The sequence below is a fragment of the Prevotella sp. AM42-24 genome, assembly GCF_003461825.1.
Lineage (GTDB): Bacteria > Bacteroidota > Bacteroidia > Bacteroidales > Bacteroidaceae > Prevotella > Prevotella hominis.
In genome coordinates, this window is record NZ_QTXV01000009.1 from 49,442 (window position 1) to 72,272 (window position 22,831).

At 45.6% G+C, this 22,831-nt stretch carries 19 protein-coding genes; 2 read left to right on the top strand and 17 right to left on the bottom strand.

All coding sequences use genetic code 11. The features are described from left to right. Positions 1-110: 110 nt before the first annotated feature. From hisF to DW917_RS05040, 5 genes are all read right to left on the bottom strand, one after another. A complete protein-coding gene (gene hisF, locus DW917_RS05020; RefSeq protein WP_167639534.1) occupies positions 111-890 on the bottom strand; it encodes an imidazole glycerol phosphate synthase subunit HisF in 780 nt (259 codons plus the stop codon). Between the two features lie 31 nt (positions 891-921). Further along, complete coding sequence (hisA, locus tag DW917_RS05025; protein ID WP_118116962.1) at positions 922-1,635, bottom strand: 1-(5-phosphoribosyl)-5-[(5-phosphoribosylamino)methylideneamino]imidazole-4-carboxamide isomerase; 714 nt, start codon at positions 1,633-1,635, stop codon at positions 922-924. Positions 1,636-1,642: 7 nt separating this feature from the next. Then, entirely contained in the window at positions 1,643-2,251 is a 609-nt protein-coding gene (gene hisH / locus DW917_RS05030) for an imidazole glycerol phosphate synthase subunit HisH (RefSeq protein ID WP_118116963.1), read from the bottom strand. Between the two features lie 332 nt (positions 2,252-2,583). After that, entirely contained in the window at positions 2,584-3,117 is a 534-nt protein-coding gene (locus DW917_RS05035; protein WP_118116964.1) for an FHA domain-containing protein, read from the bottom strand. A gap of 48 nt (positions 3,118-3,165) precedes the next feature. Next, the gene (locus DW917_RS05040) at positions 3,166-4,293 is read right to left on the bottom strand and encodes an SPOR domain-containing protein (protein ID WP_158570070.1); all 1,128 of its coding nucleotides are present in this window, start codon (positions 4,291-4,293) and stop codon (positions 3,166-3,168) included. Between the two features lie 141 nt (positions 4,294-4,434). Between DW917_RS05040 and DW917_RS05045 the strand changes: the two genes are divergently transcribed. Beyond that, complete coding sequence (locus DW917_RS05045) at positions 4,435-5,274, top strand: DUF4738 domain-containing protein (RefSeq protein ID WP_199545492.1); 840 nt, start codon at positions 4,435-4,437, stop codon at positions 5,272-5,274. A 154-nt stretch (positions 5,275-5,428) separates the two neighbouring features. Here DW917_RS05045 and DW917_RS05050 read toward each other — a convergent pair whose 3' ends face one another. The 8 genes from DW917_RS05050 to thrA all read right to left on the bottom strand — a co-directional run bounded on the left by DW917_RS05050 (position 5,429) and on the right by thrA (position 16,991). After that, positions 5,429-6,577 (bottom strand): sodium ion-translocating decarboxylase subunit beta, encoded by a 1,149-nt coding sequence (locus DW917_RS05050; protein WP_118116965.1) that lies wholly within the window; start codon positions 6,575-6,577, stop codon positions 5,429-5,431. A 7-nt stretch (positions 6,578-6,584) separates the two neighbouring features. After that, positions 6,585-7,061, bottom strand: coding sequence for an acetyl-CoA carboxylase biotin carboxyl carrier protein subunit (locus tag DW917_RS05055; RefSeq protein ID WP_118116966.1), 477 nt, complete (start codon positions 7,059-7,061; stop codon positions 6,585-6,587). A 73-nt stretch (positions 7,062-7,134) separates the two neighbouring features. Next, on the bottom strand, positions 7,135-8,196 hold the full coding sequence (locus DW917_RS05060) for an OadG family protein (protein ID WP_118116967.1): 1,062 nt from the start codon (positions 8,194-8,196) through the stop codon (positions 7,135-7,137). 159 nt (positions 8,197-8,355) lie between these two features. Continuing rightward, positions 8,356-10,047 carry a putative transporter gene (locus tag DW917_RS05065; RefSeq protein WP_118116968.1) on the bottom strand — a complete coding sequence of 564 codons (1,692 nt, stop codon included), beginning with the start codon at positions 10,045-10,047 and terminating at the stop codon, positions 8,356-8,358. A 181-nt stretch (positions 10,048-10,228) separates the two neighbouring features. Beyond that, on the bottom strand, positions 10,229-11,476 hold the full coding sequence (gene pgk, locus DW917_RS05070) for a phosphoglycerate kinase (RefSeq protein ID WP_118116969.1): 1,248 nt from the start codon (positions 11,474-11,476) through the stop codon (positions 10,229-10,231). Between the two features lie 392 nt (positions 11,477-11,868). After that, positions 11,869-13,170 carry a threonine synthase gene (gene thrC, locus DW917_RS05075; RefSeq protein ID WP_118116970.1) on the bottom strand — a complete coding sequence of 434 codons (1,302 nt, stop codon included), beginning with the start codon at positions 13,168-13,170 and terminating at the stop codon, positions 11,869-11,871. Between the two features lie 47 nt (positions 13,171-13,217). Then, entirely contained in the window at positions 13,218-14,525 is a 1,308-nt protein-coding gene (locus tag DW917_RS05080; RefSeq protein WP_118116971.1) for a cofactor-independent phosphoglycerate mutase, read from the bottom strand. A 30-nt stretch (positions 14,526-14,555) separates the two neighbouring features. Further along, on the bottom strand, positions 14,556-16,991 hold the full coding sequence (thrA, locus tag DW917_RS05085; protein ID WP_118116972.1) for a bifunctional aspartate kinase/homoserine dehydrogenase I: 2,436 nt from the start codon (positions 16,989-16,991) through the stop codon (positions 14,556-14,558). Between the two features lie 306 nt (positions 16,992-17,297). On the opposite strand from thrA, the gene DW917_RS05095 reads away from it, so the two are divergent. Further along, positions 17,298-17,606, top strand: a complete 309-nt coding sequence (locus DW917_RS05095) for a hypothetical protein (protein ID WP_118116974.1) — start codon at positions 17,298-17,300, stop codon at positions 17,604-17,606. A 293-nt stretch (positions 17,607-17,899) separates the two neighbouring features. On the opposite strand, the gene DW917_RS05100 is transcribed toward DW917_RS05095, so the two are convergent. The 4 genes from DW917_RS05100 to DW917_RS05110 all read right to left on the bottom strand — a co-directional run bounded on the left by DW917_RS05100 (position 17,900) and on the right by DW917_RS05110 (position 22,699). Further along, positions 17,900-18,325 carry a biotin/lipoyl-containing protein gene (locus DW917_RS05100; RefSeq protein WP_022111025.1) on the bottom strand — a complete coding sequence of 142 codons (426 nt, stop codon included), beginning with the start codon at positions 18,323-18,325 and terminating at the stop codon, positions 17,900-17,902. 10 nt (positions 18,326-18,335) lie between these two features. After that, on the bottom strand, positions 18,336-18,485 hold the full coding sequence (locus DW917_RS17515; RefSeq protein WP_022111024.1) for a hypothetical protein: 150 nt from the start codon (positions 18,483-18,485) through the stop codon (positions 18,336-18,338). Between the two features lie 24 nt (positions 18,486-18,509). Then, the gene (locus DW917_RS05105) at positions 18,510-20,075 is read right to left on the bottom strand and encodes an acyl-CoA carboxylase subunit beta (protein WP_118116975.1); all 1,566 of its coding nucleotides are present in this window, start codon (positions 20,073-20,075) and stop codon (positions 18,510-18,512) included. A gap of 224 nt (positions 20,076-20,299) precedes the next feature. Continuing rightward, complete coding sequence (locus DW917_RS05110) at positions 20,300-22,699, bottom strand: carboxypeptidase-like regulatory domain-containing protein (protein ID WP_118116976.1); 2,400 nt, start codon at positions 22,697-22,699, stop codon at positions 20,300-20,302. Positions 22,700-22,831 lie beyond the last annotated feature (132 nt).

Below are 22,831 nucleotides of genomic sequence, written 5' to 3' on the forward strand. Positions count from 1 at the left end.
GTATTGTTGCTTTCATTCTCTTTGAGAGGAAAAGCATCGTCAGTTAGATTCAGAGACTTCCTCGATTCGTCCTTCTTGCGTTTCAGGGACATTCTCGATTCAATTCCTTATTAGATTCTGACATTAATTCCTTCTTCTCTGAGGTATTTCTTGAGATCAGGAATGGCAATCTCGCCAAAGTGGAATACGCTTGCGGCGAGAGCGGCATCAGCTTTTCCCAAAGTGAAGGCATCACGGAAATGCTCCATATTGCCGGCACCTCCCGAGGCGATGATAGGAATGCTTACCTCATCAGCCAGTCTGGCAAGCGCTTCATTGGCAAATCCCTGTTTCACTCCGTCATGATCCATGCTCGTAAACAGAATTTCACCTGCTCCTCTGTCGGCAACTTCCTTTGCCCAGTCAAACAAGCCCAATTCTACACGTTCTCTGCCTCCTTTAACATAGCAATGCCAACCATCTTCATCGAGACGGGCGTCGATAGCGCAAACGCAAACCTGTGAGCCATAGTGACTTGTAATCTCGTTGATGAGCTCCGGACGGCGGATGGCAGCACTATTGATGCTGACCTTGTCTGCGCCGGCATTAAGCAGGCGATCCACGTCTTTGAGTTCGTTGATTCCTCCACCTACGGTAAATGGAATGTTGATTTCGGCAGCTACGCGAGTCACCATATCTGTGAAGGTTTTGCGCTCCTCGAAACTTGCTGTTATGTCGAGGAAGACCAGTTCGTCGGCTCCTGCATCACTATAGGCTTTGCCCAGTTCTACCGGGTCGCCAGCGCTGCGGAGGTTCACGAAATTGGTGCCCTTCACAGTCTCGCCGTTTTTTACGTCGAGGCAAGGGACGATTCGCTTTGCCAAACCTTTATTTATTCTTTGTTCTACCATATTCTTCTTTTTAGCTTTTTCCCGCAGGATTCTATAGTCCCAATTCTTCAACTTTGATTTTGCCCTCATAGAAAGCCTTGCCGAAAACGACGGCAGGAATTCCTGCGGCTTCCAAAGCCTTGATATCTTCGTTGCAACTTACGCCGCCCGAAGCAATCAGATGAAGGTTAGGGTAGGCTGCCATTACCTCTTTATATAGTTCTATGGCAGGCCCCTGCAACGTTCCATCCTTACTGATTTCTGTGCAGAGCACATTCTTTACACCCTTATCAATATATTGTTTCAGGAAAGGCAGGAGGTCTTCTGAGGAATCCTCCTTCCAACCATTGATAGAAATCTTGCCGTTTCTCACGTCTGCACCCAGAATCAGTTTCTCAGCACCATATTTCTCCATCCATTGCATGAAAAGCTCCGGATTGGTTACGGCGATGCTGCCCACGGTAACCATCGAAGCACCAGCAGCAAATGCCTTCTCAATATCCTCCTCGGTTTTGATTCCACCACCGAAATCAACCACGAGGGAAGTACTCGTCGTAATAGCCTTGAGTACGGCATCATTAACGATATGCTTAGACTTGGCACCATCAAGGTCAACCACATGCAGTCGATTGAAGCCCAGACTCTCGAAGTGTTTGGCTACTTCAGCAGGATTATCATTATAGACCTTCTTCTGGTCGTAATCGCCTTTCGTAAGACGTACGCATTGCCCGTTGATCAAGTCGATGGCAGGAATTAATTCTATCATATTTCTTTTATATTTCTAAGAAGTTCTTCAAAATCTGTTCGCCAACCTTGCCGCTCTTCTCAGGGTGGAACTGGCAAGTATAGAAGTTGTCCTTGTGTAAGGATGCACTATAGGGGAGGATATAATCGGCTGTAGCAATTGTATCCTCGCAGAGCGGAACATAATAACTGTGTACGAAATAGGAGTAGGGATGGAGTAAAGCCTCTGATGATTTCCCGAATCCTTTATAAAGATCCGTCTTCAGGTCGTAAATCTCGTTCCATCCCATCGCAGGCACTTTATCTTCATGTCTTTGAGGCTGGAATCTCTTAACATCTACATCAAAGATGCCGATGCAATCTACATCGCCCTCTTCTGAATGGCGACACAACAATTGCTGTCCTACGCAAATGCCCAGAACTGGTTGCTTTAAATCTCTGATAACTTGGTCGAGGTGGTGTGCCTTGAGGTATTCCATAGCTTCTTTAGCCTGGCCTTGTCCAGGGAAAAGAACACGGTCTGCCTTCTGAAGCATTTCAGCATCATCTGTAAGAATAGGATTGATGCCCAAACGCTTCATGGCGTTGACTACGGAATAGATATTTCCGGCATTATATTTTACGATTGCTACATCCATAACCTAACGTAATTCATGTTATTTTAATACGTTTTGTAATTTACAGATGCAAAGATACATATTTTCTTTCAATCAAAAGAAAATATTAGCAAAAAGATTGCCAAATATGCTGTATTTCTTTCATATAGTAAGCGAAAATGGTATATTTATTCGACTTTATTATCTTTAAGCGCCCTTTTTTCATTTCAAGCGCTTAAATTTCATACGAAAGAATTCTAAATGAAATAATTCTGACGGATTCGTTTCTGATGAATTTATTTCATGCGAATCAATCTCATACGAATTATAATCATGCTTGGATTGATTTCAGGCAAATTCCCTTTTTCTTTTAGTTAGTCTTCTTGTGAATCTGCGGTACGAAGAATGATGGAAGTTGCACCAATAGTAAATAATGTACCGTCTTCGATAACACGACGTTCCTTGTCTCCCAAGATTTCATTATCTACAAAGGTACCTGTGTAGCTCGGACCGTCACGGAGCACATACTTGAGGCGTCCCTTCTTGTCGCGACTCACATTGATGACACAATGGTTCATGTCAACACTTGGGTCAACCGTCTCGATAGGGCAGTTGATTCCGCTGTTCTTCATATAGCGTCCGATGATGTTATCGCCCATCTGGAGAGGAATCACCTGCTTGTAGGCAAATACATTCTCTATGACAACGATGGAGCCGAATCCCTTTTCGTTGGCATTCTCGTCAAGAACTTCCTCCTTGCGGGTCTCGCGAAGTTTGGAAACACCCATGCGAATGCCAAATTGCTTATTGCAGTTAGGACACACAAATACGAGACTCTGACCAGCCTCGTATTTCTTCTCATCAAAAGTAATGTAGTTGTCACACTTAGGACAGCGAACTCTTTTCATGTATATTTTCTTTGTTTTTACTCACTTTTGTTTTTTGCTCATTCTCTGTTACTCGGTAACTTTGGTAATCCAGCCATCCGCAAAAACTTCATTATTACGGAGATCATGGAGAGCCTTATAGGCCTGACCTTCAGTCTCGTATGAGCCATAAACTACCTTCACATTCGTAGCGGTAATAACCACCTTGGCAGCCTTGAAACCCTTGGCTTGCAGCGTCTCTACATAGTTGGCAGCATTACGCTTGGTTACGCGGCTTGCCAAAACGATTCCATAATATGGTTTGGCGCTCTTGAGCTCAGCCTGGTCAATTTTCTTCTCGTTGGCCTCATCGTTAGCGTCCTTATTCGTTTCTGAGTTGATTTTCAATACCTTCTCGCTGTTTTCTGTCTTGGAAGCAAGTTCCGTTTGGTGGGTATTTTGTGTAACTAACTCCTTTGGCATGATACGGGTAAGCATGCCTGTATCAATCTTGCTGGTCTGCACATTAGGAGTTCTCAATGGAGTAGAGATGGCGAAGAAAGCTATGATGGCGATGCAGGCTGCAGCCAGATTGCGGAGCCAACTCTTCTTGATAAGAATGAACTCTGCAGATGGCTTTTCGTCATCGTCATTTACGTCAAATACAGAATTTGCTGTTGCATTCTGTAATGCCACAACAGGTTCTGCCTGTTTTTCTTCTTGATTTATCTCTATATTTTCTACAATATTGGTGCTGTTAGTCTTCTCAAGCGTAACTGTAGGCTCATTTTCCTGAGCGCTGAGAGGAAGCATGTCGAATCCGCCCAAACCATAATAGTTAGGGGTCAGAATGCCAGCCTCGCAAGGCTCAAAAGTATAATTGCCGTCTTCGTTGAGATATATAGTACCGATATTGTTGATTTCATACTTGCCTTCATTTTCCAGGCGCTGACGGATTTCGGCCACCTCGTTGGCAAGGCGGTCGATAGCTTCTGGGTAACTGATGTCGTATGCTTCTACGTAAGATTGCGCCAAAAGGGAATCGTTCATCTTCAACTGTGGATTGAAGCCAACGGTTCTCAATGGTGGCAAAAACATGTTGTCTCTGCCATCATAACGTGCATCTACGTGGTGAGCCATGAAGCCCCCAAAATCAGGGACAATCACGCAATCGTTGCTCAGAAGTAGGATTTCGATATGTCTTTCTAGTTCATTCACGACTGCAAAGTTAGTGAAAAAAATGAAACTGACCAATAATTTTAAGGAAAAAAAATACTTGAAGATATAAATAGTTGAAAATGTTTTGTCATATCGTAGAAAAGTATTATCTTTGTCCCTAAATAATTAATGTGTGATGATATGAATTGCAAAATTACAGATATTCAAGGGGTGCTCTATCTGATCAAAAGGCATTCTTTGATGATGGCATTGCTATGTGGACTCTCTTTTGTCGCCAGTTGTGGCAAGAAGGCCAGTCCGGATTCTACACCCAAAGAAGATACTCGCGCTAAGAAGTTGCTGCAGGGCATCTGGCTGAATGAGGACGATGAAGACGTGGCTTTCAGAGTAAAGGGAGATACGATTTATTATCCTGATTCGACGAGCCAACCCGTATATTTCTGCATTTATGGCGATACTTTGATCATGAAAGGTGCCCGAGATGTGAAATATCCTATCCTGAAACAGGCGGCTCACTTATTTGAGTTCAAGAGTCCAAGTGGTGATGTGATCAAGTTGACCAAGACTTCTGATAAAACTTACCTGAAGTCTTTCCAGCAGGAGAAACCAATAGCGCTCAATCAGAATCAGCTTATCAAGCGTGATACGATTGTTTCGCATGGGGATAACAGATACCATCTGTATGTTCAGGTGAATCCTACTACTTACAAGGTGTTTAAGAGTTCGATGAACGATGATGGAGTGCAGGTGGATAATGTCTATTTCGACAATATTATCAATCTCAACGTGTTCCATGGTGCCAACAAACTTTTCTCTCATGATTTCAGAAAGAAAGATTTTGAGAACAAGGTGCCTGAATCTTTCTTGGAACAGGCTGTGTTGAGTGACCTGCTCTTTGAGAGGATAGACGAAAAGGGGATTCATTACCTGGCTGTCTTGGCCATGCCTGACAGTTCGCTGAGTTATCAGGTTAAAATCGTGGTTTCTTATCAGGGAAAACTGGAAATTCTTTCTGTTTAATCTGAAATAGTTCTTTATCAGATATAGCTTCTGGCAAGATTCGATACAAATTTTGAATATCGGATCTTGCCAGATTTCTTTTATGAAAACAATATGGTAATCCCTCGTTTGCTTTCTACTTGAGGCAGACGAGGGATTACTATTGAAGAGAATTTTAATTCAGGAAGCCGAGCAAGGCGCCGGCTGCTACTGCCGAACCGATAACACCTGCCACATTTGGTCCCATAGCGTGCATGAGCAGGAAGTTGTGGCGGTCGTATTCCAAACCGAGATTGTTGGAGATGCGGGCGCTCATCGGTACTGCACTCACGCCTGCATTACCAATCAGCGGATTCAGTTTCTTGTCTTTCGGCAAGAACAGGTTCATCAGTTTCACAAAGAGAATGCCGCTTGCTGAGGCTATAATGAATGCCAAGGCACCAAGGGCGAAAATCTTGATGGTGTTGAGGGTCAGAAATTCTGATGCCTGGGTGGAACATCCTACTGTCAGACCGAGGAGCATCACCACGATGTCGTTCAGGCTGCTGCCAGCTGTCTTGGCGAGTCTTGTTGTCTTTCCACTCTCTTTCAGGAGATTTCCGAAGAAAAGCATACCGAGTAGTGGTAAACCGCTTGGCACGATAAAAGTGGTAAGCAATAAACCGATGATAGGGAAGAGTATCTTCTCGGTCTGACTTACTTGGCGAGCTGGTTTCATCTTGATGACACGCTCTTTCTTGGTGGTAAGAAGTCGCATCAAAGGTGGCTGAATCACAGGCACTAACGCCATGTAGGAGTAGGCACAAACCGCAATGGCTCCCATCAGGTTTGGACTCAACTTGCTGGAGAGGAAGATGGCGGTAGGTCCGTCGGCTCCACCAATGATGGCAATACCTGCAGCCTGATTAGGCTCGAAACCTAAAGCTAAGGCTATCATGTATGCTCCGAAAATACCAAACTGGGCGGCGGCTCCGATAAGAATCAGTTTCGGATTGCTGATGAGTGCCGAGAAGTCTGTCATAGCTCCAATACCCAGAAAGACGAGTGGCGGATACCATCCCTGTTTTACTCCCTGATAGAAAATATTGAGTACGGAGTTGTCCTCGTAAAGTCCGATTTCGAGTCCTGCGTCAGCACGGAATGGGATGTTGCCAAGGATGATGCCCAGTCCGATAGGCACGAGAAGCAAAGGTTCGAAATCCTTCTTGATGGCGAGCCAGATGAAGATGGTTCCCACTAAGATCATGATGAGATTTCCTGCCGTGGCGTTGGCAAAGCCCGTATAGGTCAGGAACTCATGAAAGTTTTGTATGATGAAATCCATAAGCTATCTATTTAATGGTTACTAACGTATCGCCTTCCATCACGGCATCGCCCTTGTTCACGTTGATACTTGTGATGGTTCCGGAAGTTTCAGCCTCGATATTGTTCTGCATCTTCATGGCTTCAAGGATGACAACCGTATCTCCAGCATTCACCTTGTCGCCTACCTTTACCTTGATTTCGTTAATCGTACCAGGCAGAGGGGCTACCACAGGCTTACCGGCTCCTGCCGTTGGTGCCGAACTTGTACTTGCTGCAGAGACAGAAGAGCTATTGGGTTCTTCACTCTTCACTCTTCGTTCTTCACTTCCTTCTGCTCTTCGTTCTTCACTCAGTTTTACTTTCTGCTTACCGGCTTTCACAGGTTGCTTCATTTCCACTTCGAATGGGATTCCATTCACGGTCACGTTGGCGATATTGCCTTCGATGTCTTGGATTTCGACCTCGTAATCGACACCCTTGACAGTATATTGATACTTTGCCATAGTTTTAAATCTTTAATATTTATATTTTGAATCAGTAAAGCTATTGAGTTCTTCACTCTTCGTTCTTCACTCTTCACTTATTATTAAAATTCGGGGCATTCCATCTTGTCTGTTTTGGTTTGATGGTGATGATACCGGATTCAATATCATGTACATCCTCCAGGTATTCTTTCAGCGCCAATGAAATGACAGCCATATAGATTTCCTTGTCAATACCCTTGGTTGTCAAACCATCCTTGAGCATCACGTTGGTCTTGTGACTGATTTCTGATGTCACTTCTATAGTCTTCTTTCCTGTCTTATATAATAGGTTGGCGTGTTTCTCCGTAGCACGAGCAATACGCTGTTTGTGCTTCATGTAAGCGCCGAAAGCCCAGAAGAAGATGAAGAGGAGGGCAAGGCAGGAGAAGACGATGCCCATGGAAAGTACGGCGATGCCAACGCCGTATGGATCTGTTTTCTTGAGTATCTGGGGTTTGCTCAGACCATTTGGCTGTGGTAGGTAACCTGGTGTTGTTTCTTCCAAATTGCAGATTTTCCAAGTCTTGAAATCGCTGGTCAGAGCATAGGATTGATCTGCTGCCAACCACGGAATGCTGATAGAGTCTATCAGATCTACAGCATTACCATCGTAGAGAGCGATCCAGTTGTTTTTTTCATGGAATGCATCTGCTATTTCCTTGAGAGGGACTAATCCGAGTTTTAGTTGGAAAGGTCCTGTACCTTCACTCAACCATCTGAAGTGTCCTTTTCCCTTAGGAAAACAGTCTGGGCATGTTTCTTCCGAATCTTCATACCAGATATAGCGGTCGTAGATGATCACACTTTTCTTGCCAGCCAAGGTTGTGCGAGGCTCGTTGTTCGGCAGAGGACACATCAGCTTTCGCCGTTCTTCGGGCGACATCTTTTTGTCGAGAACTCTCCGGTCGGTAGTCAGGAACATACCGCGAATGTTGTAGGTTGTAAACGAGGAATTGGATAGCTCCACCCATGATTTATGTGCACCGTACTCATCCACAATGCTTGTACGGTTGTTGGTCATCACCTCCGTTATCCGGATGCTTTTGGCTCCTTGGCTCCAAGTGGGCAAGGATGTGATGAACCCTATGCTTAATATAAGTCCCAATTTTTTCATACGCTTCTAACGTTAAAGGGTTATTCTTAGGTTTCTTGGCTCAAAGATACGAATTATTTGGGAATAAACCATAAAAAAGGTGCACATTTTTTGAAAAATGCGCACCTCTTTATAATTTATAACTTTTTGTTAAGCTTATTTCAGTAATTGTAAGCTATATTATCCGCAGAAGAACAAAACGACAATCTGTGCCGAGAAAATTCTGAGGAACATACTCAACGGATAAACGGTAGAATAGCCTACTGCAGGAGCCTCTTTCGAGCATGAAGCATTTGCATAAGCTAATGCTGGTGGGTCGGTATAGGTACCTGCAAGCATACCCATGATGGTGAAGTAGTTGAACTTATACTTCAGACGGGCGATGGTTCCGATTATCAGGATAGGGATGACTGTAATGAGGAAACCGCAACCTACGTATTTCAGTCCGTCTCCCTGTACTACTGTATCCCAGAATCCTGCTCCAGCCTTGATTCCCACACTTGCCAGGAACAATACCAGTCCGATTTCTCGTAGCATCATGTTGGCAGATGTGGTCGTATAAGTCACCAGTTTGAAGTGATAACCGAATCGGCCGATCAAAATAGCGATGATCAGCGGACCACCCGCGATACCTAATTTCAGAGGAACTGGCATTCCTGGTACTGCAAATGGGAGGCTACCGAAGATGATACCTACCATGATACCTACGAAGATGGTTGCGATGTTAGGTGCATCCAAACGCTTCACGGAGTTACCCATCATTTCTGCCACACGGTTTACATTCTCTTCAGGACCCACTACCAAAATCTTGTCACCTACGTGGAAGTGGTGGTTGCGGCCTGCAAAGATGTCCATTCCCTGACGGGAGATACGGGTTACGTTCACGCCATATACGCTGGCGAAGTGCATCTTACCGAGGGTCTTACCATTCATTTCTGGACGGGTAACGATAATGCGGCGGGAAACAAAGTGCTGAACCTCATCCTTCTCGCGGTCCCATTCTGCATCAACCTCAGGACCGATGAATGCCTTGATTGCTTCTGCATCAGCCTCAGCACAAACTACGAGGAGTTCGTCGCCTACCTCAAAGGTTGTCTTACTATTTGGAATGCTCACCTCGCCCTTGTGCAAGAGACGTGAGCATACAATGTCGCGGTTCAAAAACTCTGATACTTCACGTAATGTGCGACCTGCGATATAAGCATTCTCCACACGCAAGTGCATGTTGTGTGCCTTGGCATGTGGGTTGGCTGCATCTTCCATGTTCAACTGTTCTTCCTCCTCTTGAGGGTTTACCTTGCAGATATACTTGATCAGAATGGTAGCACCAATGATGCCAACCACACCAAGAGGGTAGGCGCAAGCATAACCATTGGCAATACTTGGCGCACCATTAGGGAATACGCTGAGCAACGCTTCATTGGCAGCACCAAGACCTGGGGTATTGGTTACAGCACCATAGAGCGTACCTACCATCATCGGAAGGTTGTTAGGATTGCTTGTGTCAAAGAACAAGTAGTAGCATGCAAACATCACGCATACGTTGAGGAAAATGGCTCCTGTAGAGAGCAAGTTGAGGGTGACACCACCTTTCTTGAAACTCTCGAAGAAACCAGGACCTACCTGAAGACCAATCATGAAGACAAAGAGAATCAATCCGAAGTCTTGTATGAAAGTCAGGATATCCTTTGGTGCTGTGAATCCCACATGACCTGCGAGAATGCCAGCAAAGAGAACGAAGGTTACACCTAAAGAGATACCTCCGATTTTGATTTTACCGAGATACACGCCGATGGCAATGACAATCGCATAGAGTAGGGCGATGTGAGCCACGGATTCTGTATTGGTAAATAGATTAATGATCCAATCCATTATTATTGTTAAGTTGTAGATTCTTAGGGGTATTTGCTAAAACTGAAAATTCGAGGACACCACCAAAGAGGATGCCCTCGAACTTATATTTTCCTTTATCTTCAAGCTTTCTATAGGAATATTTCCTGAAATCCGGGAAAGTCCTGACGATTACTTTTAGATAATTAAATGTGTTTAGCTATTACTTCTCGATAGCAGCTACACCTGGCAATACCTTACCCTCGATAGCCTCGAGAAGAGCACCACCACCTGTAGAGATGTAAGAAACCTGATCAGCCAAGCCGAACTTGTTGATACAAGCTACAGAGTCACCACCACCGATGAGAGAGAATGCACCCTCCTTAGTAGCCTCAGCGATTGCGTCAGCAATTGCCTTAGAACCACCAGCGAAGTTGTCGAACTCGAATACACCAGCAGGACCGTTCCAGAGGATAGTCTTAGCACCCTTGATAGCTGCAGCGAAAGCCTTGCGAGTCTCAGGACCTGCGTCCATACCCTCCCAACCGTCAGGGATGTTGTTAGATGGGCAAACCTGTGTATTGCAGTCGTTCTTGAAATCGTCACCGCAGATAGAGTCTGTACCGAGTACGAGGTTTACGCCGTTCTCCTTAGCCTTCTTGATTACATCGAGAGCAACGTCGAGCTTGTCATCCTCGCAGATAGACATACCGATCTTGCCACCGAGAGCCTTAGAGAATGTATAAGTCATACCACCGCAGAGAATGAGGTTGTCAACCTTGGTCAACAAGTTCTCGATGATACCGATCTTAGTAGAAACCTTAGAACCACCCATGATAGCTGTGAATGGGCGTTTGATGTTGCCGAGTACTGCGTCAACAGCCTTTACTTCCTTCTCCATCAAGAAGCCGAGCATCTTGTGGTCCTTATCGAAGCTGTCAGCGATAACTGCAGTAGAAGCGTGCTTGCGGTGAGCTGTACCGAATGCGTCCATTACATATACATCAGCGTAAGAAGCCAACTTAGCAGCGAACTTCTTCTGGCGTTCCTTCATCTCAGCCTTAGCAGCGTCGAACTCAGGAGTACCCTTCTCTACGCCAACTGGCTTGCCTTCCTCTTCTGGGTAGAAACGAAGGTTCTCGAGCAAGAGAGCCTCACCTGGCTTCAAGGCAGCAGCCTCAGCATCAGCGTTACCGCAGTTCTTAGCAAACTTAACCTCTACACCGAGAGCGTCAGAAACGTTCTTTACGATCTGAGAAAGAGAAAGTTCTGGTTTAACTTTGCCCTTTGGCTTACCCATGTGGCTCATCATGATAAGAGCACCACCGTCTGCGAGTACCTTCTTCAAAGTAGGGAGGGCACCACGGATACGAGTGTCGTCAGTTACATTACCATTCTCATCCAATGGCACGTTGAAATCTACGCGTACGATTGCCTTGTGACCGGCAAAGTTAAAATCTTCAATTTTCATTTTACCTAAATTTTATTTTAGTTGTTATTAACTTATTTACTACTTTGCATGGATACTGCACAACTTCGCATAGGATGGGCTTTAGGAGAGCTTGCCGCTGCTAATCATGATTGTCCTGCTGAAACTGTAGGCAAAAATAATAATTTTATTTGATACTGCCAAATTATTGGCTATGAATTATAGAATTTTTGTGCTAATTGTTGTAAATCTGTAATATGGAGTTTACAAATAGGCGTCCACAAAGCACAAAAAAGCCTTTCTGCCGAAAAAACAGAAAGGCTCTTATGATGTTTTCTGATTGCTTGCCATTCCATTTAGATGATGGTTTGCAAAGAGAGAAACTTTTGTCTTTTTATTCGTTCCACATGTGTCTTTTTATTCGTTCACATGTTTTATTCGTTCATCAGATAGTTCTTGAATGAAGCGAAGTCCTTGGTCATTTCGATGCTCTGCTTCTTGCCCTTCATAAACTCGGCAAGGCGTGCAGGAATCTCGATGTCAGACCCGAGGATGCTATCTACCTTCTCCTTGAACTTGGCTGGGTGAGCGGTCTCCAGGAATACACCTACTTCGCCTGATTTCAACTGCTCTTTCAGGGCACGATAACCGCAAGCGCCATGAGGGTCAAGTACATACTTGGTGTCATTGTAGCATTGCTTCATGGTCTCTGCTATCTGATCGTCCTTGTAGGTGGCACCGCTGATATAGGCTGTGATGGCATCATGATTGCCCTTGTAGAGATCATAGATGCGGGCGAAATTGCTTGGGTCGCCTACGTCCATTGCATTGGCAATGGTTGCCTTGCTTGGCTGAGGTTTGTACTCACCAGTCTGCAGGTAGTTGTAGAAAATATCGTTGGCATTGTTGGCTGCGATGAAGCGGTGGATAGGCAAGCCCATCTCGTGACCGAACAGACCGGCTGTGATATTACCGAAGTTTCCGCTTGGTACACAGATTACCAACTTGTCTGCCAATCCTTTCTCCTTCATGCGTGCATAGGCATTGAAATAGTAGAATGCCTGAGGCAGGAAGCGAGCTACATTGATAGAGTTGGCTGAAGTCAACTTCATGTGCTTATTCAGTTCATCATCCATGAAAGCTGATTTTACGAGTGCCTGACAGTCATCGAAAACGCCATCCACCTCAAGGGCTGTGATGTTCTGACCGAGGGTAGTAAACTGGCTTTCCTGAATCTTGCTCACCTTACCCTTTGGATAGAGTACATAGACATGAATGCCCTCTACGCCGAGGAATCCATTGGCTACGGCTGAACCAGTATCACCAGATGTGGCAACGAGCACATTCACTTCTTCTTTGCCTTCCTGGCGTACGAAGTATTGCAACAGACGGGCCATGAAACGGGCACCTACATCCTTGAAAGCGAGAGTAGGACCATGGAACAATTCCAGAGAGTAGATGTTTGGTTCTACCTCTACGACAGGGCAATCGAATGCCAAGGTGTCATAGACGATTTTCTTCAAAGAGTCTGCATCCACATCCTCGCCAAAGAAAGCGTCTGCCACCTGATAAGCTATCTCCTGGAAAGAGAACTTTTCGATATTGTCGAAGAATTCCTTTGGTAACTTCTTGATGATTTCAGGCATGTAGAGACCGCGGTCTTCTGCCAAACCTTTTACTACTGCCTTGTGAAGATCGGCAATCGGTGCTTTCTTATTTGTTGAATAATATTTCATTTTTCCAATTTTTTTTATGTTAATGATGTCTGTTTAATTGATAAACATTATTTGATGGCCATGAATGCATTCATGAAGTCTTGCAGCTGTAGCAGACCAAAGCTGCCACGTACGCAACTTACCTCGTCGTATTTCTCTACCTCGTCAGGCGCTATGCCTGGGTAGTAGATGATGAATGGTACAGGCTCCTTCACATGGGTGCGAATTTCTACTGGAGTAGGGTGGTCAGGCAGGATGGCGATGCATACTGGTTCATCCCACTTGGAAACCTCATCGTAGATAGGCTTGATGAGTCTTCTGTCAAGGTTTTCTATAGTCTTGATCTTCAACTCCAGATTGCCATCATGACCGGCCTCATCGCTTGCTTCTACATGTACATATACGAAATCGTCGCCTTCCTTCAGAGCATCAATAGCAGCCTGCGCCTTACCTTCATAATTGGTGTCAGCAAGACCTGTCGCTCCTTCCACGATGATGTTACGGAGACCGGCATAATGACCGATACCGCGAATCAGATCGACTGCAGAGATGACAGAACCTCGCTTGATCTGAGGATACATCTGTGAGAGCGTGAGCATGTGAGGACGATAACCGCCGCCCCAAGGCCAGATGATGTTAGCCATGCGCTCTCCGCGTTCCTTGCGTGCCACATTGAAAGGGTGGTTCTCCAGGATTTCCTGACTCTTCAGAATCAGTTCATTCAGGAGATCGGCAGTCTGCTGTGCACTCATGCGGTATTCATCGGCTAACGGATCGATAGCCTTGCCGTTGGCATCCTTGTCATGCGCAGCGAGCAATGCTGCATCTACGTTCTCCATCGGTTTTACCAGAAGTGGTTTCCATTCCTCATTCGGATGATCGTGAGGAGGAGCACAATCCACATACTTATTACCTCCCTTGATAATCAGGAGGTGGCGGTATTGGATACCTGTGATAAACTTCACGATGCCAGGATACTGACTGGCGAGTTTCTCGTTCAGATACTTGATGAGTACATCAGCATCCTCTGTTTCCAGATTGCCTCCGTTGTGGGTGATGATAATGCCATCGTTCACATTGATAATATTGCAGCGAAGGGCGAAATCATTCGGACTCATCTCATAGCCGATGCTGGCTGCTTCCAGAGGACCGCGTCCCTCATAGACTTCATTCTGGTCATAGCCCATGATAGAACTGTTGGCTACCTCTGAACCTGGATGAAATCCGTCTGGTACTGTAACGAGTCTGCCTGTCTTTCCCATCTTGGCAAGCATGTCCATATATGGTTTGTTGGCGTATTGCAGCAAGGTCTTGCCACCCAGTCTCTCCACTGGGTGGTCAGCCATGCCGTCGCCAAGTATGATAATATGCTTCATAATTGTTATCCTTTTAATGGTATGATACGATTAAATGTTGGCGATACTCATGATGTTGGCGAATACACCGGCTGCAGTTACGCTGGCTCCGGCTCCATAACCCTGAATCATCATAGGGTATTCCTTGTAGCGCTCGGTGGTGAGCAATACAATGTTGTTGCTGCCTTCGAGGTTGTAGAACGGATGCTCTGGACCTACTGCCTGCAAGCCTACGCTGGTCTTGCCACCGTCGAGGGTTGCCACGAAGCGCCAGCGCTTGTGCTCGATGTCGAGGGTCTTGCGCTTTGCCTCGAATTCTGCATCCAACTCAGGCAACTTCTTCCAGAAATCATCCAGACTGCCCTGGAAGTATTCGTCAGGTACGAAGAGGTTCTTTTCAACGTCATCTTGTTCTACGCGGTAGCCTGCTTCACGAGAGAGGATAACCAACTTGCGTACAACGTCCATACCGCTCAGGTCGATGCGTGGATCAGGCTCGCTATAGCCCTTCTCTTTGGCGAGGCGAACGGTCTCAGAGAATGGTACGACACCAGAGATAGCGTTAAAGATAAAGTTGAGCGTACCAGACAGAACTGCCTCAATCTTAAGGATTTTGTCACCAGAGTTTCGGAGGTCGTTGATAGTTCCGATGATAGGAAGACCAGCACCTACGTTGGTTTCAAAACGGAATACGACACCACGCTGGATGGCCGTCTTCTTCAATCGTTCATAGTTCTCATATTCGCTGGAAGCAGCTATCTTGTTGGCTGCGATGATGCTCACGTTGTGCTCCAGAAGACTCTGGTAGAGACTTGCCACTTCCTTGCTTGCAGTACAGTCCACGAATACGCTGTTGAAGATATTCATATTCAGAATCTTTTCCTTCAGGGTCTCGTTGGTACTTGGTTCTGAAGCCTTCAGAGCCTCACGATAATTGTCGAGGTCGAGACCGTCACGGTCGAAGATGGCATTGTGGGAAGATGCAATACCCACCACGTTGAGCTTGAGTTTGTTGCGCTCCTTGAGTTCTTCGTACTGGTTCTTGATCTGCTCAATCAGTTTGCCACCCACGGTGCCCACACCGCAGATAAAGAGGTTGAGCACCTTGTATTCTGAAAGGAAGAAACTGTCGTGTAATACGTTCAATGACTTGCGGAGGAAATCGCTCTTTACTACGAAAGAAATGTTGGTCTCTGAAGCACCCTGTGCGCAGGCGATGACTGAGATACCACTTCGTCCGAGTGTACCGAACAGTTTACCAGCGATACCTGCAGCGTGCTTCATGTTTTCACCTACGATGGCGATGGTAGCCAGACCACATTCTGCGTGCATAGGGAACATGGCGCCGTCGGCAATCTCATTTTTGAATTCCTCATTCAATACTCTTACAGCTTCTTCTACGTCCTGCTCTCTTACACCGATAGAGGTAGAGTTCTCTGAAGATGCCTGGGAAACCATGAATACAGAGATGCCTTCATTGGCAAGAGCGGTAAAGATACGGCGGTTGACGCCGATGACACCGACCATGGAAAGACCGGTTACGGTAATAAGTGCTGTACCATTGATAGAAGAAATACCCTTGATAGGTTTGGAGTCGCCATCAATCTTGTTCTTGATGATGGTGCCAGGAGCCTCTGGGTTGAAGGTATTCTTGACCTTGATAGGAATATTCTTGACACAAACTGGGTAGATAGTAGGAGGGTAGATGACCTTTGCACCAAAGTTGCAAAGCTCCATCGCCTCGATGTAACTCAGTTCGTTGATTGTGTAAGCTGATTTGATGACACGTGGGTCTGCAGTCATAAAGCCATCCACATCGGTCCAGATTTCAAGCACTTCTGCATTGAGTGCTGCTGCGATAATAGCTGCGGTGTAGTCGCTACCGCCACGTCCGAGGTTGGTAGTACGCTCGGTATTCTTGTCGCGGCTGATAAAACCCGGTACGAGAGAGATGCGAGGCAGCTCTGCGAAGGTATCCTTTACCAATTTGTTAGTCAACTCACTATCGAGGGTATGCTTTCCGTTGATACGCTCTGTCTTGATGAAGTTACGTGAGTCAAACCACTTGGCGCCACGAATCAATGTGGCAACGATCTTCGAACTGAGCCTTTCTCCATAGCTCACGATGGCATCCTGTGTCTTTTCGCTTAAATCGTGGATGAGATACACACCGAAATAGATGCTCTTCAACTGCTCGAAGAGGGCATCGACCGATTTGAATAAGTTTTCTCTGTCTGAGGTGTCGGTGATGATGGTGTCTATCATCTTGTGGTGGCGATCAACCATGGCGTCGAATTCGACTTTCCATTGTTCATCACCCTTGAGGGCAAGCTGAGACGTTTGCAGAAGTTTGTCGGTGATTCCGCCAAGTGCGCTCACGACAACCACTACACTCTGTTTCTTAGCCTCATTTTCTACGATACGTTTTAAGCTGAGGATGCTTTTTACGGAACCAACAGATGTTCCGCCGAATTTTAATACTTTCATTTGTTATTGATTTTTGTTGGTAATGTAGTGCTCCCCCCGAAACGACCGGGGCTGAAACAAAACTTGACCGCAAAAATACAAAGTTTCTGTCAAACTGCCAAAGAAAATTGGAGAAAAGTAACAAATTGTTGCAAGAAATGTATTTTTATACTATTTTTTACAGCAATTGTATGTATATTTAGGGGTGCTATTATGGAAAGCTTTGTTTTTGGTAAGCCTATGTGAGCAAATTGAATAGCCATATCTTTATCTCCTATATTTTATGATTCATACACCTATATATATAATAAGGTGTAATCCTCTGGGTTGTTACTTCTTATTAATAATATCGGTTATGCCTATCATGATAAGACGCATAAACCCACGAAAGGGATTGCCATCGTTCCTATTGATGTGAATGGTAATGGAAAATTGGATGAGGAAGAAAAATTTTATGGAACTTTGGATGAACTGATGGAGGCTATTGCAAAGGGAAAATATCCTGCACCGCCAGCCCGCAATCTTTATCTTGTAACGGCAGGAAAACCGAAGAACCCAGTTGTGGTGGAGTTTCTGAAATATGTCAGAACAAAAGGGCAGCGGTTGAATGCTCCTGCCGGATTTGTACATATCTGATACCGGTTGCTTTCTCTGCTGGAGTGGATTTCTGACAGATAGTAATAGACCTTCGGTCTGTACTGAAGGGAGAATATTAAGTCTGTTTGGTGAAATATAATTTAAGTTTGTCCCTGTGGAAAAATAACCGTCTGTCCGAGTGAGAATTTCTGCGTGCCCACGCAAAAATTTTTCCCTGGGCAGGCAAAAATAAAAGTGGTCCCTGACAGACAAAAAACGTCCCGATATAAAAGAATATATCGGGACGTAAATATGAAGTTTCGTTTACACGAATCTTGTTTTAAGAGAGGAGATTACTCGATAACGATGAGTGCATCCTCTTCGAGAACAGCCTGACCAGGCTTTACGCAGATAGCAGTTACCTTACCGTCTTTCTCTGCCTCGATGTTGTTCTGCATCTTCATAGCTTCAAGAACGACAACGGTATCGCCAGCTTTCACTTCCTGACCTACAGCAACTTCGATGCTGGTGATAGTACCAGGGAGAGGAGCCTTCACAGCGTTGGCTGTGTTGACATTGGCAGCAGGAGTAGCCTCAGCATCATCAGATGCAGCAGCAGGCTGACCGAGCACTACCTTCTTCTTCTCTGGCTCAGCTTCCTGTTCCATTTCCACCTTGTAAGCTTCGCCATTCACGTTCACGCTTGCGATGTTACCCTCAACACCGTCAATCTGAACCTTATATTCTTTTCCGTCGATTGTATATTTAAACTCTTTCATTTCTTATTTTTTATGGTTTGGCTGTTAAACTCAGGAACTTGGCATTCCACATAGTCTGACGTGGCTTGATGGTGATGATGCCTGATTCCTTGTCATGTACGTTATTACCCTGATACTCATAGAGAGCCATGGCAATCGCAGCATAAATATTCTTATCCATTTATTCTAATGTTTAATGATATCATTACATTGGCATACAACCATGCTTCTTAGCAGGCAAGTTCTGGCGCTTGGTAGCGAGCTGAGCCAAACCACGGCAGATGCGGAAACGAGTATTGCGTGGCTCGATAACATCATCGATGTAACCATACTGGGCAGCCTGATAAGGATTAGCAAACTTGTCTGTATATTCCTGCTCCTTCTCTGCCAAGAATGCCTTTACATCCTCGCCAGCTTCCTTCTTAGCCTTAGCTTCCTTACCGCAGAGGACTGCAACAGCACCGCTGGCACCCATTACGGCAATCTCTGAAGATGGCCAAGCGAAGTTCAAGTCAGCACGCAACTGCTTGCAACCCATCACGATATGGCTACCACCATAGCTCTTACGCAATGTGATAGTAATCTTTGGTACGGTAGCCTCGCCGTAAGCGTAGAGCAACTGTGCACCGTGGAGGATGACAGCGTTGTACTCCTGACCTGTACCTGGCAAGAATCCTGGTACGTCAACGAGAGATACGATAGGAATGTTGAATGCATCGCAGAAACGTACGAAGCGAGCTGCCTTACGGCTGGCATTTACATCAAGCACACCTGCGTAAGCAGCAGGCTGGTTGGCTACGATACCCACGCTCTGACCATTGAAACGAGCGAAACCTGTGATGATGTTCTTGGCAAACTTAGGCTGAACCTCAAAGAACTCGCCGTTGTCTGTGATCGCACCAATTACCTTGTACATATCGTATGCCTGGTTTGGATCATCAGGAATAATCTCGTTCAGGGAATCATCCATGCGGTCGATAGGGTCTGTGCACTCTACGCGTGGAGCTTCTTCTGTATTGTTGCTTGGAATGTAAGAGAGCAGGCTCTTGATCATCTCGATAGCCTCTTCCTCTGTCTTAGCTGCGAAGTGGGTTACACCACTCTTGGTAGCATGGACAGATGCACCACCGAGGTGCTCAGCATCGATATCCTCGCCTGTTACAGTCTTAACCACCTTAGGACCAGTCAGGAACATATAAGATGTCTGCTCCTTCATGATGATGAAGTCGGTCAAACCTGGAGAGTAAACGGCACCACCGGCGCAAGGGCCCATGATGGCAGAAATCTGTGGGATGACACCAGAAGCAAGGATGTTGCGCTCGAAAATCTCACCATAACCAGCGAGGGCGCAGATACCTTCCTGGATACGTGCACCACCAGAGTCGTTCATGCAGATGACAGGTGCACCCATGGTCATAGCCATATCCATTACCTTACAAATTTTCTGTGCCATAGTCTCAGAGAGTGAACCGCCATTTACGGTAAAGTCCTGAGCATATACATAAACCAAGCGGCCAGCGATAGTAGCACTACCTGCTACGACACCATCACCGAGGTATTGTTTCTTCTCCATACCGAAGTTGGTGCAACGGTGCAATTTGAACATGTCGTACTCCTCGAAACTGCCAGCATCTACCAACATTTCGATACGCTCACGAGCTGTATATTTGCCACGTGCATGCTGCTTCTCGATAGCTTTCTCGCCACCGCCAAGACGAGCCTGTTCGCGCTTTGCGATCAGCTCCTTAATCTTTTCTATTTGTTTACTCATAATTGATTATTATGTATTGTTTTTTATTCTATGGAGTGTATGCAATGGGACGGATGGGTCCACGTTGCACAAATCGGTGGCAAAGATACTAAAAAAACCGCAGATAGCGAACTATCTGCGGTTAAATATTACGAATTATGCAAAAATATGTTCATTTTGTTCTGCTAAATGTTCATTTTAGCCTTTCTGACAACCCGAAATAATAATCTGACAACCCGAAATGATTAGAATTCGATGAGGACTCGGCCATTTACCTGTCTGCCTGTCAGATAATTCGGTACTGCATACTGCTGGTTGGTTACATCTGTTACCCAGTAATAGCTGTTGACGTTGTCGATACCGAAGAGATTGAGGCAATCTACCCCCAGCCAGATATTCTTGAAGATACTCTTCTTGGTGCCCTTGCTGTTGTCGAGCAGGCGATAGCTCATACCGATGTCGGCACGTTTGTAGGCTGGTGCTCGGAAGGTATTGGTCTCCAGTTCTCTGTGTGGTGTAGAGAATGGTAAACCGTCTGCCAGAGCAAGTTTTAGCGACATTCTCCACCGCTCTGTTCCTGGGAAGTAATCCGTGAAGAAGAGGTTTACTGCAAATCGCTGGTCTGTAGGTAGCGGCACGCCCTTTCCGTTGAGTTTCATCTGTGTATTCATCAGCGAGAAGGTAAGCCAGGAATCTGTTCCCGGTACAAATTCTCCATAGAGTTTCAGGTCGATACCGGCAGCGTGACCGCTGGCTCTGTTTTCTCCGTAATAGACCACCTTGACATTGTTGACAGAGTAGGGAATCAGATTACCCAATGCCTTGTAGTAGGCTTCTGCCGTGAAACGATAGCGCAGGTTGTTGATGCGGAAGCGGTAGTCGTATCCTGCTATGAAGTGGATGCTTCGCGGACTCTTGATCTTTTCATTGAGTGTGGCATAGGTGATGCCGTTGACCGTAGATGTATCGCGCAATTCCTTGAAGAATGGTGCCTGATAGTAGAGTCCGGCTGCAAATCTCAATGTGGTGTTCTCGCTATAGGCAGGGATAATACCGAGAGAGATACGAGGACTGAAGAGTGTTTCCTTGTTGAGGCTCCAATGGCTCATGCGCACACCATAGTTCAGTGTGAAATGGCTATGTCCTCCCTGACTCGTGAAACGATAGGTATCCTGCAGATAGGCTTCCATGCGGTTGGCATCGAGGGTATTTCTTGCCTTCATCGAGTATATCATATAGAGGTCTTTTCCATTATGCGGAACACTATAGCCTGCGCTGTCTCTCATCTCGTATTCTACAGAATTTTCAGAGATATGTTCCTTCTTATAGGTATATGCCACTTCGATGTCATGCTTTTTGGTCTTGTGTTTCAGGATGGCCTTGGCACTCAAGACGCGGGCTGTGAGATAGTTGCGTGCATGTTCGAAATAGGTTCCAACACCCAGATTTTCAGAGGTTTCTGTCTGGTCGAGCCAGTATTGTCCCTGAATATCGTATTTCTCCTGTTCTTTGCTATAGAAGGCACTTCCCAGGATAGAAAAACTGGTCTTGTCGGTGATGTTACGGGTGATGCCGAGTGTACCGAAGTAGGTGAGGAAACGGTCTTTTTCCTGTCCGTCGAAATAGACTCTGAAACTCTTTACGTCCTGCTGGGTTCCGAATGTTGTCTCTCGGTCGTGGGGAACAAAGTTGTAATGGTTGTCGGAGATATTTCCGATGAAATCTATCTTCCATCGCTTGTTGGGACAATAGCTCAGGTATGTCTGGTAGTCGAGGAAATTCGGCTTGTATTCGGCCTTTGTATCGGTGGTTCCCAGCAGATAACTATTAGTCTTATAGCGTATGCTGTTGAGCCATGACAACTTCTTGGTTCCCAGTCCGAAGTAGGCATCTGCACCCAGAAGACTGGCTGCTAAAGTGCCTTCTGTAACGGTCTTTTTGCTGCCTTTAGGTTGCAGCTTCTTATAGGTGATGTCGAGTGCCGAACTCATCTTGTCGCCATATTTAGCAGCATATCCACCCGTAGAGAATCCGATTTTATCCACCATATAGGGGTTGATGACAGATAGACCTTCCTGCTGACCGCTGCGCACGAGCAAAGGGCGATATACTTCCACATTATTTATATATACGGAATTTTCGTCGAAGGCACCACCGCGTACATTATATTGCGATGACAATTCATTGTGCGTACTTACACCAGCCTGTTGCTGGATGAGACCTTCCACGCCATTTCCTGATGCCGACGGTGCGAGTTTGGCATCCTCTGCTTTCAGTTCCTCGGTTTGTCCGGTCTGTATTTTCTGTCCGGTTACCTGTACTTCTGTTAACGTATTGTCATCGGTAAACAAAACCACTTGCAGGGTTTGTTTTCCTTTAGGATGACGGAGGATACGTACCTTAGGTTTGTATCCTATCATAGTAAACTTAACTACCACGCTATCAGCTGATTGCAGGTGCATGCTAAATTCACCTTTTAAGGAGGTAAATGCCACTTTTCCCTGCTTGAGCACGGAGACTGTGGCGAGTTCAACCGGGTTGTTGTCCTGGTCGGTTACCCTTCCTTGCAGCGTGAATCCCTGAGCCATCGCCTGTGTAGCAAAAGTGAATGCTAAGATGGCAAGATATATGATTTTCTGTTTCATTTCAAATTTGTTTCTTTATCATTAACTAACGTAAGAAACGTCAAATTATTATATGAAAGAGGGCGGGAAATGCAAAAACAGTATAAAACCATTAAAATACCAAACTTATGTGTTGCGTATTCCTGGAAATTA

Bases quoted from the DNA above. Each gene is read 5' to 3' on its own strand.
- DW917_RS05045 (WP_199545492.1), top strand. From the start codon at position 4,435: ATGAATTGCAAAATTACAGATATTCAAGGGGTGCTCTATCTGATCAAA.
- DW917_RS05065 (WP_118116968.1), bottom strand. From the start codon at position 10,047: ATGGATTGGATCATTAATCTATTTACCAATACAGAATCCGTGGCTCAC.
- DW917_RS05050 (WP_118116965.1), bottom strand. From the start codon at position 6,577: ATGGATTTCATCATACAAAACTTTCATGAGTTCCTGACCTATACGGGC.
- DW917_RS05060 (WP_118116967.1), bottom strand. From the start codon at position 8,196: ATGAAAAAATTGGGACTTATATTAAGCATAGGGTTCATCACATCCTTG.
- DW917_RS05105 (WP_118116975.1), bottom strand. From the start codon at position 20,075: ATGAGTAAACAAATAGAAAAGATTAAGGAGCTGATCGCAAAGCGCGAA.
- pgk (WP_118116969.1), bottom strand. From the start codon at position 11,476: ATGAAAATTGAAGATTTTAACTTTGCCGGTCACAAGGCAATCGTACGC.
- hisF (WP_167639534.1), bottom strand. From the start codon at position 890: ATGGTAGAACAAAGAATAAATAAAGGTTTGGCAAAGCGAATCGTCCCT.
- DW917_RS05100 (WP_022111025.1), bottom strand. From the start codon at position 18,325: ATGAAAGAGTTTAAATATACAATCGACGGAAAAGAATATAAGGTTCAG.
- DW917_RS17515 (WP_022111024.1), bottom strand. From the start codon at position 18,485: ATGGATAAGAATATTTATGCTGCGATTGCCATGGCTCTCTATGAGTAT.
- thrA (WP_118116972.1), bottom strand. From the start codon at position 16,991: ATGAAAGTATTAAAATTCGGCGGAACATCTGTTGGTTCCGTAAAAAGC.
- DW917_RS05035 (WP_118116964.1), bottom strand. From the start codon at position 3,117: ATGAAAAGAGTTCGCTGTCCTAAGTGTGACAACTACATTACTTTTGAT.
- DW917_RS05055 (WP_118116966.1), bottom strand. From the start codon at position 7,061: ATGGCAAAGTATCAATATACTGTCAAGGGTGTCGATTACGAGGTCGAA.
- DW917_RS05110 (WP_118116976.1), bottom strand. From the start codon at position 22,699: ATGAAACAGAAAATCATATATCTTGCCATCTTAGCATTCACTTTTGCT.
- hisA (WP_118116962.1), bottom strand. From the start codon at position 1,635: ATGATAGAATTAATTCCTGCCATCGACTTGATCAACGGGCAATGCGTA.
- hisH (WP_118116963.1), bottom strand. From the start codon at position 2,251: ATGGATGTAGCAATCGTAAAATATAATGCCGGAAATATCTATTCCGTA.
- thrC (WP_118116970.1), bottom strand. From the start codon at position 13,170: ATGAAATATTATTCAACAAATAAGAAAGCACCGATTGCCGATCTTCAC.
- DW917_RS05080 (WP_118116971.1), bottom strand. From the start codon at position 14,525: ATGAAGCATATTATCATACTTGGCGACGGCATGGCTGACCACCCAGTG.